This is a genomic window from Pedobacter psychrodurus (genome assembly GCF_004331735.1).
Lineage (GTDB): Bacteria > Bacteroidota > Bacteroidia > Sphingobacteriales > Sphingobacteriaceae > Pedobacter > Pedobacter psychrodurus.
In genome coordinates, this window is record NZ_SJSO01000002.1 from 43,752 (window position 1) to 59,531 (window position 15,780).

16 protein-coding genes are annotated in these 15,780 nt (G+C 37.6%); all 16 read right to left on the reverse strand.

Going from position 1 to position 15,780, the window contains the following annotated elements:
* Nucleotides 1-53: 53 nt before the first annotated feature.
* On the reverse strand, nt 54-749 hold the full coding sequence (pepE, locus tag EZ456_RS01900; protein ID WP_131526800.1) for a dipeptidase PepE: 696 nt from the start codon (nt 747-749) through the stop codon (nt 54-56).
* Between the two features lie 183 nt (nt 750-932).
* Entirely contained in the window at nt 933-1,328 is a 396-nt protein-coding gene (locus EZ456_RS01905) for a hypothetical protein (protein ID WP_131526801.1), read from the reverse strand.
* A 362-nt stretch (nt 1,329-1,690) separates the two neighbouring features.
* The gene (locus EZ456_RS25230; RefSeq protein WP_205945006.1) at nt 1,691-1,837 is read right to left on the reverse strand and encodes a hypothetical protein; all 147 of its coding nucleotides are present in this window, start codon (nt 1,835-1,837) and stop codon (nt 1,691-1,693) included.
* 344 nt (nt 1,838-2,181) lie between these two features.
* Entirely contained in the window at nt 2,182-2,736 is a 555-nt protein-coding gene (locus tag EZ456_RS01910; protein WP_131526803.1) for a WcaF family extracellular polysaccharide biosynthesis acetyltransferase, read from the reverse strand.
* A gap of 10 nt (nt 2,737-2,746) precedes the next feature.
* Nucleotides 2,747-3,343, reverse strand: coding sequence for an exosortase Y (gene xrtY, locus EZ456_RS01915; protein ID WP_131526805.1), 597 nt, complete (start codon nt 3,341-3,343; stop codon nt 2,747-2,749).
* A gap of 21 nt (nt 3,344-3,364) precedes the next feature.
* Nucleotides 3,365-4,219, reverse strand: coding sequence for a glycosyltransferase family 2 protein (locus tag EZ456_RS01920; RefSeq protein ID WP_131526807.1), 855 nt, complete (start codon nt 4,217-4,219; stop codon nt 3,365-3,367).
* 7 nt (nt 4,220-4,226) lie between these two features.
* Entirely contained in the window at nt 4,227-5,525 is a 1,299-nt protein-coding gene (locus tag EZ456_RS01925) for an XrtY-associated glycosyltransferase XYAG1 (RefSeq protein WP_165501210.1), read from the reverse strand.
* A gap of 49 nt (nt 5,526-5,574) precedes the next feature.
* The gene (locus EZ456_RS01930) at nt 5,575-6,987 is read right to left on the reverse strand and encodes an exosortase Y-associated Wzy-like protein (protein ID WP_131526812.1); all 1,413 of its coding nucleotides are present in this window, start codon (nt 6,985-6,987) and stop codon (nt 5,575-5,577) included.
* Nucleotides 6,977-8,143, reverse strand: coding sequence for a glycosyltransferase family 4 protein (locus EZ456_RS01935; RefSeq protein WP_131526814.1), 1,167 nt, complete (start codon nt 8,141-8,143; stop codon nt 6,977-6,979). Before EZ456_RS01935 ends, EZ456_RS01930 begins: the two co-directional genes overlap by 11 nt.
* The gene (locus EZ456_RS01940) at nt 8,140-9,447 is read right to left on the reverse strand and encodes a glycosyltransferase (RefSeq protein WP_225876449.1); all 1,308 of its coding nucleotides are present in this window, start codon (nt 9,445-9,447) and stop codon (nt 8,140-8,142) included. The genes EZ456_RS01935 and EZ456_RS01940 overlap by 4 nt, the downstream gene beginning before the upstream one ends.
* 4 nt (nt 9,448-9,451) lie before the next feature.
* Nucleotides 9,452-10,525: an acyltransferase family protein gene (locus EZ456_RS01945; protein ID WP_165501211.1), complete on the reverse strand. Its 1,074-nt coding sequence runs from the start codon at nt 10,523-10,525 to the stop codon at nt 9,452-9,454.
* 52 nt (nt 10,526-10,577) lie between these two features.
* A complete protein-coding gene (locus EZ456_RS01950; RefSeq protein ID WP_131526818.1) occupies nt 10,578-11,594 on the reverse strand; it encodes an acyltransferase family protein in 1,017 nt (338 codons plus the stop codon).
* A complete protein-coding gene (locus tag EZ456_RS01955) occupies nt 11,587-12,801 on the reverse strand; it encodes a glycosyltransferase family protein (protein ID WP_131526820.1) in 1,215 nt (404 codons plus the stop codon). Before EZ456_RS01955 ends, EZ456_RS01950 begins: the two co-directional genes overlap by 8 nt.
* A complete protein-coding gene (locus tag EZ456_RS01960) occupies nt 12,768-14,030 on the reverse strand; it encodes a glycosyltransferase (RefSeq protein WP_131526822.1) in 1,263 nt (420 codons plus the stop codon). The genes EZ456_RS01955 and EZ456_RS01960 overlap by 34 nt, the downstream gene beginning before the upstream one ends.
* Entirely contained in the window at nt 14,030-15,037 is a 1,008-nt protein-coding gene (locus tag EZ456_RS01965) for a glycosyltransferase (protein ID WP_131526824.1), read from the reverse strand. Before EZ456_RS01965 ends, EZ456_RS01960 begins: the two co-directional genes overlap by 1 nt.
* Nucleotides 15,034-15,768, reverse strand: coding sequence for an FkbM family methyltransferase (locus EZ456_RS01970; protein ID WP_131526826.1), 735 nt, complete (start codon nt 15,766-15,768; stop codon nt 15,034-15,036). The genes EZ456_RS01965 and EZ456_RS01970 overlap by 4 nt, the downstream gene beginning before the upstream one ends.
* Nucleotides 15,769-15,780 lie beyond the last annotated feature (12 nt).

Genomic DNA, 15,780 nt, shown 5'->3' on the forward strand with positions numbered 1-15,780 from the left:
GTAGATATTTAGGGTTTACTTTTTGATCACTGTATTGTTTTTCAATCAATTAATTACAACAAGGAACTGCCTGGTGATAGCTCGTATGGGGCTTTGCCCACTTCAAAAATCCTTGTAGCCTCACTCCCCTGGGTAGTGATTTTCTCTCCCAGTATCCTGATCCAATTGCCTTCGCGAAGGCCTACGACCTTGATGTCGTTCTGCGTTAGAAATTCCATGATCCTGGTTTCCCTGGTCTCTCCATTATGTTTTAATTCCGGATTTGGATCGAGGTAATGTGGATTAAGGTTAAAAGGCACCAGGCCCATGCAATCAAAAGAGGGAGGATATACAATAGGCATATCATTGGTGGTTTTCATATTCATGCCAGCAATATTACTACCAGCACTACAGCCCAAATAAGCTTTGCCCAGTTTGATGTTTTTACTTAGATGCTTCATCAGTCCTAGCTCATGGAGTGTTTTTACCAGAAGAAAAGTATTGCCTCCCCCGGTAAAAAAACCTTTGGCGGTATGGATCGCCTCAACGGGGTTGTTAAATTCGTGCAGGCCTTTAACGCTGATATTTAGCTTTGAGAAAAAATCGCGGGCTTTGGCAGTATATTCTTCATGCGAAATACCTCCAGGTCTTGCAAAAGGGATAAATATAATTTCATCTATCCCGGCAAAGAGCGTGATGAGCTCCTCTTTTAGGTATTCCAGATAATTGCCACCAAACAGCGTAGAGGTAGAGGCAAGGATAACATTCATTTTGTTTTAAGTTGCTTTTGGCAATTATACTGTTTTTCCATTAAAATAATTGTCCTTTGATCCAATAAGGGAATCAGCTGTTTTTCAGACTAATAGTGAAATAGAAAAGAGATTAACTTCTTTTAGAAACGTGGGTTGAATTTTTCTTTAGAGCATGTTTTCTTAATGCTTTTACGATAAAAACTAGTGCTGGGCGCTAGACACCCTGGTCGCAGAAAGATATCTCCTTCGCTCATTTATCCGCCCTTTTAGCTTTGGGACAATAAACAGGATTGCAAAGGCCAGTATGGAAATGATCGCCTGTAAAGAGAGGTTTATCTTGGTCACCGGATGAATATCTACATTACCCATTACCACGACCAGGCGGTATACGCTCCTTACAATGATTAAGACCAGCAAGTATTTGCTCCACTCGAACCTGCGTTTGATCAGGATAAAAAGCAGATAGCGCGCGATGAGGATTGATATAAAGATAACCAACTCCTGCGTACTCTTATAATCGTAGAAAAACAGATTTACTATCCCGATTAAAAAAGTAATTAAAATAAGATTAGAAGATAAGGAATACTTATTCTTCATTAATTTAAAATTTACCAACTTAAATAATTTTAGGACAATAGACAATACAAATGTCTTGATAATTTTTAATATCAGGTAATTTCAGGGCTTAAGAAATATAAATCTTTTGATATTTGTCAACAGAAATTGATGTAAGCGTATTTAAAACAAAAAACGGATCGCTTTTTGGCAATCCGTTTTTTTTTATTTGGTCTATATTTTATATTAACCTGAGTTCGATTAATATTGGATCATAATGATTGATTTAATAACTCCTTTGCCTAATGCGATCGTCGTGCTGAGGAATAATTTATTGCATAAAGTCAATATGATTGATGTATACGATTGATTATTTTTTACCCAACGGCTCATCCTTGCCTCGGCTACCGATATAAAATCGGTACAGATCCGCCGCCGCCGATGGGCTCTTTCTTTTTGGCGTCAAAAAGACCAGCAAAGCTAGCTTGAACACCTATAAAACAATATAGACAGGTGAAAAAACAAAAAACACCGGCTGAAAATTTATTCATTTGTAAAGTAGTTTTCAGCTCCATTCATGAGGGCTTCGCCGTTTTCTTTCGAAGCTAGAGGGGTGGCTGGGTCAGTATAGCCCGAAAAATTTGTTAGGCTGGATTTAAGTGGAACGGAGATACGGTGCTATGGCCTAGCTGGGCGGAAGTACGTATTCAACACAAGTCACTCATGAATAGGTAATTAAAAAATAACGTCAATGGTAACTTGTTTCAGCATCTTTCCTACTATTATGAGACCCTGAAATGAAATTTACTTCGTAGCTTTTCGCTGCGCTACAGGTCAGGGTGACGGCACTCATTAAAAAATACCTTGTAATATATTATTAATCGAATTCAAGTTATCAGGCTTTCATTACACGGTCTTTAATCTTCACTGCAGGGTTGCCTTGGTAAATAGCATAAGGCATTAAGTCTTTAGTAGCTACACTTCCTATTGCTAAAACCGCATGACTATGTAGGGTCACACCTGGACCAACCTTAGTTGCGGCACCAACCCAAGCCCCATCTTCCAACAAAATAGGACCAGTCATTAAGTCAAAATTTGTGCTGCGATAATTGTGATTTCCAGTAATGAGAACGGCCTGTTGCGAAATACAGCAGTTTTTTCCGATTTTTACCTGATCCAAATTGTCTATATAACAATCAGCCAGCCAACTATAATCGCCAATTTCCAGTTTCCATGGATATTTAATGTGGATGCCTGGTTTTATGCGTACCGCTTTACCAATCCTGGCGCCGAATAATCTCAACAAAGCAACCAGTACCGAGCTGACTGGCATCAAACGGCTTTTAAAAAAGATAACATCCGTAAAATACCAGAAAAACTGCTTGAGGATAGATGCACCAACCTTAAAATTGCCCGTATCAAAATCCTTATGTAGCTGCGTTTTTAGCAAAATTTTGGCTTTAGCTGTTGTTGGCAATGGTTTGAGCTTTAACTAATTTATTGCTTTTTTTGATCCAAAAATATAACATCGCGAAAATGCAGATGTATACAATGATATTAAAAACTTCGTGGTGATAGGTAAAATTGTTCCGCTGCGATTTAAAGAATCCCAGTAATACGCCCAAACCTGCAATACGCAATACATTCAAAACGTAGATGGCAATAAAACCGATGACCAGCATTTTTAAAGTCGATTTCCATGGCGCAGGGAATGCCAGTACAAAAGCGGCTAAAAAACTCATTACACCAAGGCCAAGGCAAGAATAATTAACACGCAGATAAGGCCCGGCCACTACCATTACATCCATTTCGTTATATATGGCATAAAAACCAAAAGCTTTAATTATCCATACGGCAGGTACAATTAATGCTGTTTTCAAGCCCTGGATATAATCAAAGTGATTGGCAATGTAGGCATTATAGAATCTGGAACCAGGTGTCATCACACTATTCATAAACAGATTACCCTGGCTAAACAGGATATATAATATAAACAGGGCAACCACAAATTTGATGGCCTTTTTATTCGCTTCCTTTTTTGCTTCTTCTGGGGTCATATATTATCGGCATTTATAAATTTAACTTCTATTTTTTTGAATTACTTTAATTTTTTTATCCACCAGTTTTCTGAACCAGAAGCCTTGAAGATAATGGAATTTAATACCCGTGGTGCCCTCAAATATACCCAGTTTAAAAAACATCCGGTAGCCAAAGTAAAGATAGGGGCGAAATCCGAGAGGGAGTTTCCACCACAATTGTTTTAACCATGCCCGTTTTTCATCAGGACTGCCCAGTAAGTTAGGCTTTAAACTTTGCGTCCGTAGCTTTAACATCCTCTCTACCTCTTCCTGCGCAACTAGATCACTATAACGCTCATGTTTGGCTTTCCAAAAAGCAATATCATTCTCTTTTAGGTTTTCTTCCAAAATCCAGCCTTTTTTCCAGATTTCGGTGTTACCCGGTACAATAAACCGGTGGTCCATATTCTCGTTCAGATCAGAAAAACCGACTCCGGTTCTGAACATTTTTAAAAGGTAAAAAGGGTAGAAGGTACCAAACCTGATCCAGCTTCCCTGAAAGAAATTTTTGCGGTTAAAGTAAATGCCATTAATATCACGGTGCGCTTCATCTTTAAAGTTGGCCAGCATTTCGAACAGCTCGGGCGTAACGGTCTGGTCCGCATCGAGGCCAATCGTCCATGGCGTTTCTACTTTAAAATTTTTTAAGGCGAAATCCCATTGTTTTGGGTGGTTTATAAAAGAATTTTGTTTTACCTCGGCGCCGTAGCGCTCAGCAATTTTCAAGGTTTCGTCGGTACTTCCACTATCCAAAATAAATATGCTGGCATTTAGCCCTTTAATAGATTCTAATAATCTGGGCAGATGAATCTGCTCATTAAAGGTTAAAATGATAAAGCTAAAATTTTGATTCATATCAGGATTAAAGTGCTGATGGCGTAGCTAAAATTTCTTTATAAAATTCAACATATTGTTTAACCAGAGCAGCATCGTTAAAATCAGTATTGATCAGGAGGGGAGCAGCCGTTCTGATTTCTTTTCTTTTTTCAATATCCTGCCGGGCCTGAATTATTCCGGTTTTAATCTCTTCAATGTCTAGTCCCGTAATCCATCCCAGGTTTTTATCAGCCACATAATCGGAAAGACCAACAAATTTGCTGATCAATACAGGCGTACCAACGCTTAAACTTTCAACCACTACATTAGCGAAATTTTCGTTGAAAGAGGTGAGTACAGTTAAATCATGCTTGGCCATTAAGTTAAACTTATCCTCATTATTCACCAGCCCAAGCCAGGTAATGCGCTCGCTAAGTTTCAGCTTTTCAGCCTTGTCTCTTAAACTTTGTACATATTCTTCCTTCCCAGTACCCCCAATGGTTAATCTCCAAGGGATATCGACAAGTGCTAAGGCCTCAAAAAGTAACTCAAGTCCTTTCTTCTCTTCAATGCGGGAAAGAAATATAATGTTAAAAATTAGAGATTCTTGATACTTGCTGCTGGCTACCTGATACTCACTACTCGCTACCTGATACCCACTACCAACTCCTCCCGCACCTAAACTAACCAGATTGGCAATTACCCTGATACTTTTCGGCGTTACGATTTTCAATATATCTCTTTTTTCCTGTTCGCTGGTGGCGTGGATATGGCAATATTTTAATAATGTTTCACCCAGTAATTTGTGAATGATTCTTTTTGAAAAGGAATTCCGGTTTCCAAATGTATAGGAGGTGAGCATACCTCGTGGAGACAAAATAACAGGGATTTTATACCACCTGGCTACAAAACAGCTTAATACTGAAACTAAATTCCACCAGGCATGGATGTGTACAACATTCCCCTCCTTTGGAGGGGTGTCTGCAAGACGGGGTGGTCCTTTTAGGTTTTGATTGGCTGTACTTAGTTTGTCATCCTGAGTGTAACGAAGGATCTTTCTTCTCAACGCCCACAATAACCCAAGCGAAAAATGGCTGTGATCTTTGGTCCAGCGTTTAAAATAGGTAACCTTTACACCCTCTACCAGCACAAGTTTACCTATTGCCACGTCTAGCTCATTTGTTCCATTTGCCGTTGTGGTTAATATTTGCACATCATTAACGTCTAACCCCTCATCCCTAACCGCTAATCCACCTAAGGCCTCGCATAACTTCCCTACACTCTGTATCGGCCCGCCGTAAATGTAAGCAGGTTTGTAAGAAGCAGTAACGTGAATAATTTTCAATATAAATCCCTTAAACAACTAACCCCATAACCCTCTAAACATTGACTAACTAATCAAACACAGGCCTCAATACCTTTATTGTCCCGAGCAGATAAAACAGGAACCACATAATTATATAACCCCAAAAAATATTATTGAACATAAATTCAAAGTTGTTTCCCCGCCAAAGGCCCTGAAAAATGCTATTAAACATAATTACACAACCCAGTTCGTAACCGCCAAATATCTCCTCAGCCTTATCTGACAGGTGCTGTACTAGTATACCATAGAGCAACATAAAAAAGAAAACTCCAGGAATACCAAAGCTTAAATAAGCATCAACTACAGGCCGTGTTTTAGCCGAAACTGCCGACATTTTACTGGCAACCCCCGCATCGTAAACACGTTGCATCGAAAGGGTTTCCATATTGGGTTTACTAGGCCACAATACCCTTGGGATAAGTCCATCAAGAGAATTTCCTATTATTTCCCATTCATAAAAAGGATGATGGCTGGGCACATAATCCACAAATTGGGTAAACATTTCAATTTCACTCAGTCTTCTGGTTAAAAAGCCCCAATTTGTTTCTTCAATTTGCTCTTCGTTCTTCGAATCCAGGTTTTCAAAGGCCTGACTTTGTGCTTCTTCTGCGCTAACTTCTCCGCTCCAGCTTTGCCTTACGGTATTGTTATACGTAGGCAGAAAATAAAGAAGCACATAAGCAAATGGGATAGCTAAATAAAGTATCAGTTTTTTATAATATGGAAAAAACACACAGGCAATTACAATAATATTAATAATGATGGGCTCTTTATAGCCCGATAACGAGGCATGCAAAAAGTTTATGATAAAAATGGTGGCACCAATACCTAAGTATTTGATGTTTTTTGAATTAAATCCTTTAACAAACAATACTGCCGCACATGATATCCCGATAAGGGTAAGCGGAAGGGAAATCTGGCTAAGCCCTGATACCCTTTGGGCCAATGAGCCGATTCCAAACACGATGATACTGAGCCAGATTAAAAAGTCATCATTATCAAAAGTTTTTTCACTCTTAATGCTTAGTTTGTTTTTTTGAACCAGAAGGATACCTGTAACCAATGCTGCATGTGCCAGTAAGCTCATGCGTTGACAGCTGGCGATTAAGGCAGTTTGCTCGCTTTCTTTAAATTGTGCGCCATAATTAACATCTACTAAATATCGGTAGCCCAAGTGATCCATGAAATAAAAAATGGAGGTTATGCACATAAAACCAGCAAAAATAAGCTGTGTTAAGAAAATGGGCCGCATAATCTGTTTATGGATAGGTAAATCCTGTTTAATAATTGCGGCTGGGGATAATATGGTGGTATAAAAAATAAACAATGATCCAAACCAAGCAGCAAAGTAGGATATTATAGGGCTATTAATAAATAAATAAGCAATCAGAACTGGAAAGTATAAAGCTAAAATGAGTTTTGTTGGATTGTTACTTTGCATCTTTATCCGCATTAATCGTATCTACAATTGCTTTAACCTGTTTTTCAAAAGACCAGTTTTTGATCATTTCCTTTGAAGCTTTTCCCATTTGTACCAGTTCGTGTTTATGACTTGTTAGTTTTTCTATCTTTTGTTTGAGTGCATTAAGATTACCCGGTTGAAATACTTCGCCGTTTACACCTGCTTTAACGAGGTCTGAGGCGCAACCCACCACAGTAGAAACCAAAACGGCCTTTCCAGCTGCCATGGCTTCATTTACAGCGAGTCCCCAAGTTTCGTTTGGACCTTTTGATGGCAAACAAAATAGATCGCAAGCCTGATAAACAGTCGGCATTTTGCTTTGATTCTGAAAATCCATAAAATATACTCGGTTTATCTCTCGGCTTTTAACTTGATCTTTTAAAATGCTCTCCAGTATACCGTTGCCAACAAATAACAAATGGACATGGGGTAAGTTTAACTCAAAAAAGGCTTCCAGTAGAAGTAATGGATCTTTCTTTTGTTCAAATTTCCCTGCAAAAAGAATTAATACATCCTTATCGCTTAGCCCAATATCTTGTCTAATACCAATGTTGTCTTTAATCCCCTCATTTAAAAACCTTTCATTTTCTATAGCGTGGGGTGCAAAGAAAAGTTGCTGCTCTTTTAATCCGAAATTATTGAAATAATCTTTATTTGCAGTACCAACATAAAATGCTTTTTTTACATGGCTATAAACCCAAGTCAATAATAATTTTCTGAAAATTTTTTTCAACGGATCAGTACTGTCCAGCAGAACAGAATCGCCCCTGAAGTAAATGGGGATTTGATTACTAAAATGCCTAAGTATGCTTAAATGAGCAGAATACGCCCAACCATAAACCAAAATAGCATTGGGACTGTATTTTTTTAGATTCGCATTAATGTCAGGGTTAATAATACCCTTGAAATGATGGGTACCTGGTTCTTTTGAAGTATTTTTTACAAATTCATATTCATACCCATCAAGTAGAGGTATATCCCACGCTATTTCTTGTTTAAATCCATGATCGAACTTATTTAATGAATAATCGCCTAAGGTATAATATACTTTTATTTCCAGGTATTTAGCCAATAATCTAAACACGGGAGCATAATATTGAATAGGATGTGTGGTAATAATGGCTAGCTTCTTCATTTTTGATTCGTGGCTTCGCCAAATTGTTGCATTACCCGTTCAAACACATCAACCTGTTTTTGGGTCAAATAATTAGCAGTATATGGTGCAAATGCACTCCAATCGGTTTGTGGTGTCCTGTGCGACAAAATATCTTCAATAAAGTTTTTAAGCGCTTCAAAAGCTTCTATTGGGCTTTGGTTTAAGGTAATTAAATGGCCAGCATTGCACTGTTGGATCACTTTACCCGCACTACTTTGGGCATTAAAGATACCAAGTAGGTTTTTTTGCGAAAGAATATATGGGTATACCTTAGAGGCTGTATAGGCAGCCTGATCTGATCCAATAATAATTAAACCATCTGCATGCTGAAGGTTATTTATACTTTCATAGAAACCTATTCGATCTGTATATTCGGTAATGTATGCAGAAATGCCAAACGCTTCTGCAACCGGAGCTATGGTTGGCGTACCCTGTCCGGCTGGGGCATAACTGGTGCCAATAAAATATAATTTAATATTTTCAAACAACTGTGGCAATTTACTTATTCCCTGTTTAAATGCACCAAAAAGAAGTTTAAGGCTGCTTCTCATATCTTCGCCGCCACGTCCAATATATACCAGGTTGAGCTTGTTTTCTGTCTGTGGAAAAACTAGTTTCGATTCTGTATATATTTTTTGGGCAATGTCGAAATCTGATTCAAAGGCCCCAAAAGTGATCACTTTATGAGGTTTGTCGATTAATTGTGGATAACGTTGATGAATTGTATCAATGTAGGCTTTCGAAACGCTGATTAAGCCGTCTGTGCTTTTTAGGGCTATAGGTTCAAGGTATTTGTTTAACCGATAGGAAAACCAATATTTTTTTGGCCTTTGCGATTTTGGTTTATCCTGATAATAATCGGTATGCCAGGGGTCTTGCATATCGATAACATAAGGTATATTGAATTTTCTTTTCCAATAGGCACCCAAAATGCAAACAGGAAATTGGGTAGTAGAAAAGTATATTAAATCAAAATGTGCTGTTTTAAGCAGTTGGTTTACTTTCTTTCGGTAATACCAAAGCGAGCGGAGCGCCAAACTGCCCAGTCCAAATTTGGATGTCAATTTTTTCGAAAAAGCCTGTACGCGGTGGATTTTAGTTGAAGCAGGGATGGATTGCAAAAGGAGTGGATCTTTTACCGCATCAATGTATTCTTCACCAACTGCCACAACTTCTGCTTCCCAACCAAATTTTTCGAAGTAAGGCAAGCTCATGCGTACACGCTGCGAATCTGCGGTATTAGCTGGTGGAAAATAAGGAGAAATAATTAATACTTTTTTCAAAGAACTAAATTCTTTTTTTATAATTAAGGGCAATACGATCCGTGTAATAATAAATTAAATATACTATTGGGATTATGATCATTATTGATCCTGTTACATACCATAAGTGGTAAGGCAGTTCCTTATTCTTGGCATAGTGAATAGCCAAGGCTTTAAACAACAGGAGTATTGGGAAGTGCAATAAATAAAGCGAATAGGAAAAAGTACCAAGCCAGGCTAAAGAAGATAATGCTTTGGCCAATAGTGATTTATTTCTTTTGATCATTAAAGCAATAAAGCCGGTGGTAATTAATCCAAAACAAAGGTCTAACCAAGGGTAATTACTGTTTATCCTGGCAATGAAAGGGTATGCCACACAAAAAACAATCAATATTGGTATGTAGTTGAAAAGTCTTTCATTTTGGTGATAAACAGTTGCCATTACAGCACCCAAAAGCCAGATAGATAGGGTATAAGCAGCCGCACCAATATAGTCGATTTTGTAGCCGAATAGGTATGCAGCAAAAAGAGCTATACTCAACAGTAATGGCATAATTCTTTGTTGATGATAGCTCCACAATAGCAATGGGTACATGAGATAAAAGAACCACTCATGCTTTAAAGACCAAACAGGATAGTTGGAACCCCAAAGTGGACTTTCGGGTACTAAAAAGAAATTAAACAAAAATCTGCTCAGCGAATATTGACTGAGCGGATAAGAATCGCCAGTGGTTATACGAATGATATAATCTGTTAAAAAACAAACTATAAATGAAACGATTAGCGTTGGGTAAATCCTGATTATCCGTTTTTTTAGGTATTGTTTTAATTTAAATTCTGAAAAACTATACTGTGCACCGGCATATCTAAAATGGATTAAAAAACCGGAGAGTACAAAGAAAATGATAACCGCTTCGTGCCCAAATTTGAATAAAGAAAAGAAATAGACCATTAACTTATCGTACCATTGATATTGTTCGGGATGTTTGGATAAACCGTTAAAATAAGGTTGGGTCAGGGTTAAACGTGCATGATGGATGAGTACATATATAGCCGATAAGCCCCTTAGGCCATCTAGTACTTTTAAATTATTTTTCAACCGGTTCAAATCTTGATAACGTATTTTTGATAAAAGCTTTCAACTTTCACAGCTACTGGTTAAACTTATTGCCTATAAACCTGGCAAAATGATGGAATGGCTTTTCTATTAAAAGATAGAAAATGTAGGATAGGATTATCGCAGTAATAACCATTAACATGCTTGTTAAATTGTTGATTTGTATAAGCTTGTGAATTAGTAGAATAATTAAGGGGTGAAAAATATATAATGAGTAAGACGATTTCCCCAATTGCTCCGTAAAGCGCATTGTTTTTTTATACTTTGAATAGATGATTTCATTTTTTAACCAATAATAACATAGTATGGCAAAAAAATTCATCGAGAGGATATAACTAACGAAATATTCTTCTTTCAGAAAATGAAGTAAAACCGAACATATCAAAACGCTTATTCTGTAAAGGTAAACCACTTTAAATGATGTTTGGTCATCGCTATGGATATCTTCTGCAATTTTTACCCCAAAAAGCCAACACGGCAAGCCAATAATCCAAGTGTATAATGGGCCAGCTTGCCAATAATAACCATGATAATGATTTGCGGATTGATTAACCATTGCCAAAATATCGTGATAAGCGAAAAAGTAAATGGCAATTAATGATACCAAGAAGCTAATTACTAGTTTGCTGTTCCAGTTTAATTTAATTTTCTGCATAAAGGGATATAGTGCATAAAAAATAAGCTCACAGAGCAGGCTCCAAACTACACCTTTTTCAGGATGTCCAAATCTATATCCAAATAAGAATACCACAGCCAATGGCCCTAAAATGCGGATAAACCTCCGGGCATAGAATTTTTTTAACTGGGTTACCTGAAGTTTTGAGGTATAATGGATAATAAAACCAGATAAGATAAAGAAACCTATTACTGCAGCAGTACCGTTAGAGATTAATCTTATGAACGTGTAAATTATGCCGCTGATTTCTGTATTAGGGACAAGCTGAAAATCAGGATGCGTAAAAATATGCGATAACAATACTACAAGAGCTAATATAAACCGTAAACTGTCTAACCCATTAAGCCATTGAATGGATTGTACTTTTTTATCCAATTGTTTCTTTAACTAAAATTAAAAACTTTTGACTTTCATTTTCCCAGTTTAAACTTTTTTGGCCAAGTTCATAGCAGGCCTTTTTGGTAGCGTTTAACATTGTTCTGTTTTCGTGGTAATAATTGATTATAGTGGCCAGATCTGACGCATCATGGTAAATTTTGCCGGTATAGTTATAACTACTCATAAAGGCATTTTGGGCTGCAGTATTACTTGCAGCAACCGCCAATCCGCATTGGATATAGGTGAAAAGTTTATTGGTTAAGCATATGTTACGATTAAGGGGTGAAGTATTTTCAGATGCTATGCCAATATCATAACTGCCCGCGATTTTTAATAATTGATCTGGACTTACCGTATGGTGAAAGAATAAATCTTTTCGTCTTTCTGCAATAGTCAGTTGATTTAATTGTTCTTGATAGTTAGGATCAAACTTCCCCAATAAATGTAATTCAAGGGGTGTGCTTATGCTATTTATGGCGTTAATTATGGTTTCAATGCCCCGGTTTGGGCCAACGGTTTGCGAAAACCAAAAAAGTTTAATAGGCTTTTGGGTATTGATGACTGAAGCATCCGCTATTTTAGGAAAAACATTGTTAATGCTTTGTACCTTAATATTATATAACGATTTGTAAAGATTAGCAATTAATGGGCTGGCAGCGGTAAAGTAATCTAATTTAGGTATATAGTGATTCTCAATTTCCGCTTTAAGTTGGTAATCGCTACTGTGCTGATCATCGGTTAATTCCTGCCGGTGAAAATCTTCTGCATCAAAACCGCTCTTAGCCTGGTTGGCCTTTGCTGCATTTACTGCAATAGGCAATGCCCCAAGATTATGGCCAATATATAATGCTGCTTTAACTTTAAGGGCTTTGGCCAATTGCCAGCTGTAATTTCTATTTAAAGTGTAGTGTAAGTTGTTGTTTGGTAATAAGTTAAGTATTTTTAATCTTAAACCCGATTTAATTTTAGAAAATGTGGTTAATAAATTTTGCGGTGTCCAGTTGAGTGCGTTAAAAGTCCATGATGGATTAGCTTCAAGGATTTCTTGATCATACTTAACCAGCGAACTAACATATTGTGTAAATATTAAGTGCACGTTATAGCCTTCTTTGGCTAATGATGTAGCTTCTTTAACCAATCTGGGGTTTGATGAGATGTGCCCAGGCGTAATTAAGCAGATGGTTTTGTTTTGCGCTCCGTCCATTTATTGAAAATTATTTCGCTTAATTTTTCCCGGTATTGATGCCATGTCCAGGTTTGTGCCTTTCTTAATGCTGCGGCACCAAATTTTGGCAGTTCAATTTTATTTGCTGTACACCATTTTAGTTGATTTATGAGCGCTTCCAAATCGCCGGCCGGAATAATCCAGCCATTCTCCGTGGGCGATATCAAATCTGGCCCACAGCACGCATCGGTTGCAATAACCGGAATTCCATTTGCCATGGCTTCGGTAACAACCATCCCAAAACCATCAGCCAATGTTGGGAGTACAAATACATCAACCTCATTATATAGATCCATCAGTTCCTGATGAGGAATATTTTCTTTAATGATTACTTTGCCCGGCAGGTTTCTTCTGATCTTTTCGGGCAGGGTCATTTTACCGATCAGATAAAGTTCTGCCTCTTGTTCGTTAAAATTGCATTGTTTCCAGGCTTCATACAGGAGGTGTGAACCTTTTCTTATAGATTGATTGCCCGCATACAAAAATTTAACTGGTCCGGTTGAAGTTTTTTCTTGTATAATATGGGGCTGGTCCACAGGAAATGCCAATGGAATAACTTCAATTTTTGCAGCATCAATACCGCCTTCAATCAGTGTTTTTTTCGTAAATGAAGAGTTGCATATAATCAAATCAGCTATTTTAAGTTCCTCATCACGCCTTTTGTTTCTTCTAACGGCTTTAGAATTAACTAATAGATCTGTATTTTCTGTTCTTAATTCAGGATAAAGCTCAAACTGTTTCTGAACTACTTTTGTAAAAAAGAGATGGTGTTGACTGGGCTGCTCATAAACAGACAATATATTCATGGCCTTTGCCTTAACCAAAGTATTTAATGCGCAGTGCTCATAAGTATGCACTACATCAGTTTGATCGTGTGTTAAGGCTTTAGCTACCCAATTATCAAAACTGAGTTCGCTCCATTCCCAAATCCTGTCGGTAATTAGGGGATAATCCAGCCTCGAGAAAAAAGTCCGCATTAATTCAGGCAAAGGTCTGCTAATAAATTTATGAATAGGGAGCTCATTAAACTGCCTTCTTTTGATTAAGTTTTTTAGATAGCTGAAAGCCGAAAGTTTGTTGGATAAGCTGTTTTCTGGATGTTCAAAAAATGAGGTGTAAAAATGTTTAAGGTAAGCCGCTTCTTGGTAGGCCATTACTGTTTGTTTAACATGCGGCGCAATGGATGGATGTGAAACGATAACTTTCATTAAAACTGCTGGTACTGCTTTAAATATTGTTGGGTAATTACCTGTGCCGAAAACCTCGATTTGGTCATTTCCAAAACTGAAAACCTGTTTATGGATTTAATTTCGGCCACCCTCTCTGTTAACTCGTTAACAGTATTGCAGAAAAATCCGGTAATCCCATTAACTACTATCTCAGGTACAGCGCCCCTGTTTAAACCCAATACCGGAGTGCCACAGGCCATTGCTTCTACCATCACGATCCCAAACGGCTCATCCCATAATATCGGCATGAGCAAAGCTGCGGCTTTGCTTAGGATTTCGCTTTTTTGAATATCGTTAACAGCACCCACATATTGGATCTGATCGCCTAAAAACGGCTTGATTTTTTCATTAAAATAAAGTGTATAAAATTCAGGTATATTACCGGCAATAATCAGTTTTTTACCTGTTTTTATGGCCATTTCAACCGCCAGGTGAACGCCCTTGATAGGCTCTATACGTCCTAAAAAAACAAAGGGTGCGTCTCCTTCCACAGCTGCAGAAAAAGCATATTTGTCAAAATTAACACCATTATAAACGGTTTCGGCACTGGCATGTGGCTTAATTTGGTTAGTAATGTAGTTGCTGCAGCCAGTAAAATGCAATGAGTTTTTGCGCGAAAGTAAGTGGCCCCTTTTAATTTGTTTAATGGTGGGTTCCCGCTGATAACTCATCAGTTTTGGTATTTTTGTTGGCATAATTGGCAGCAAATAAGCCAACCTGCCAAAGCTGTGCACCACATCGAACTTTTGGCTGTTAATGGTTTTTTTTATTAATAAACTGTTGTTGAACACATCCTTTAGGGAATTGCCACTACTTTGGTAGGGGATGAGTTGGCTATTTACACTGGATTCGCTATTGGCGAATAAAGTAACCTCATGTCCTAGGCTTAATAGTTCAACCACTATCATATCAATAATGCGTTCAATACCACCATAAAACAGTGGCGGAACAGCAATCTCTGGATCTGCGGTAATACCTATTCTCATGGGTTTAAGAGCTCCTTTTTAACGTAAAGGTTATTAGAATACCACAGTTTACGTTTATCTAGTAAATTTCTCCGCGTTTCGTATATGCCGCATAACATAAAACCTTTTTGCTCCATAAATGCTTCTACATCTGAAAAATGAACTTTTGTAATCTCCCTTTCATAGCCAACCTCCAATAAGATTATTTTTGTTTGGTTAATCAAGCTGCCCTGACCTTCCAAAACTTCAAATTCAAAACCTTCTACATCAATTTTGATGATATCGATCTGATCAATCTGCTGTTCAAGCAATACCTCTTCCAACCTTACCACCTCAATTTCCTCTTTACCAATGATGTTTTCGCTGTTATAGGTAGCTTTGATAGAATTAATTGTGTTTTCTCTATTAATATCAATGGTGATTTTACCTGGGGCAGCGCCAAGTGCTTTTTGAAAAAAAATGATGTTGGGATAGTTTTCCAAATGTTTCAACAATTGATCGAAAGTATGCTTAACCGGCTCAAAAGCCATTATTTTGGCCGAAGGGAACCAATAGCTCAACTCTTTACTGATGGATCCGATATTTGCGCCTGCATCAACAATAACTGAAGGTTCTTTGGCTAAAATTCTTTTTGCATCGAACATCCAATTTCTACCATAAGGGTAATTTTTGGAGATGAAATTAAGCTGTAGTTTTAATAAACCTTGTTCCAAACTTGAAAATGTTTTGCCTGTTAAGTATTTCCAGTTCATAAATTTTGTGGG

What these genes read in the sequence shown, in the direction of transcription:
- pepE (WP_131526800.1), bottom strand. Translation starts at nt 749, where the DNA reads ATGAATGTTATCCTTGCCTCTACCTCTACGCTGTTTGGTGGCAATTAT.
- EZ456_RS01905 (WP_131526801.1), bottom strand. Translation starts at nt 1,328, where the DNA reads ATGAAGAATAAGTATTCCTTATCTTCTAATCTTATTTTAATTACTTTT.
- EZ456_RS25230 (WP_205945006.1), bottom strand. Translation starts at nt 1,837, where the DNA reads ATGAATAAATTTTCAGCCGGTGTTTTTTGTTTTTTCACCTGTCTATAT.
- xrtY (WP_131526805.1), bottom strand. Translation starts at nt 3,343, where the DNA reads ATGACCCCAGAAGAAGCAAAAAAGGAAGCGAATAAAAAGGCCATCAAA.
- EZ456_RS01920 (WP_131526807.1), bottom strand. Translation starts at nt 4,219, where the DNA reads ATGAATCAAAATTTTAGCTTTATCATTTTAACCTTTAATGAGCAGATT.
- EZ456_RS01930 (WP_131526812.1), bottom strand. Translation starts at nt 6,987, where the DNA reads ATGCAAAGTAACAATCCAACAAAACTCATTTTAGCTTTATACTTTCCA.
- EZ456_RS01935 (WP_131526814.1), bottom strand. Translation starts at nt 8,143, where the DNA reads ATGAAGAAGCTAGCCATTATTACCACACATCCTATTCAATATTATGCT.
- EZ456_RS01955 (WP_131526820.1), bottom strand. Translation starts at nt 12,801, where the DNA reads ATGGACGGAGCGCAAAACAAAACCATCTGCTTAATTACGCCTGGGCAC.
- EZ456_RS01960 (WP_131526822.1), bottom strand. Translation starts at nt 14,030, where the DNA reads ATGAAAGTTATCGTTTCACATCCATCCATTGCGCCGCATGTTAAACAA.
- EZ456_RS01965 (WP_131526824.1), bottom strand. Translation starts at nt 15,037, where the DNA reads ATGAGAATAGGTATTACCGCAGATCCAGAGATTGCTGTTCCGCCACTG.
- EZ456_RS01970 (WP_131526826.1), bottom strand. Translation starts at nt 15,768, where the DNA reads ATGAACTGGAAATACTTAACAGGCAAAACATTTTCAAGTTTGGAACAA.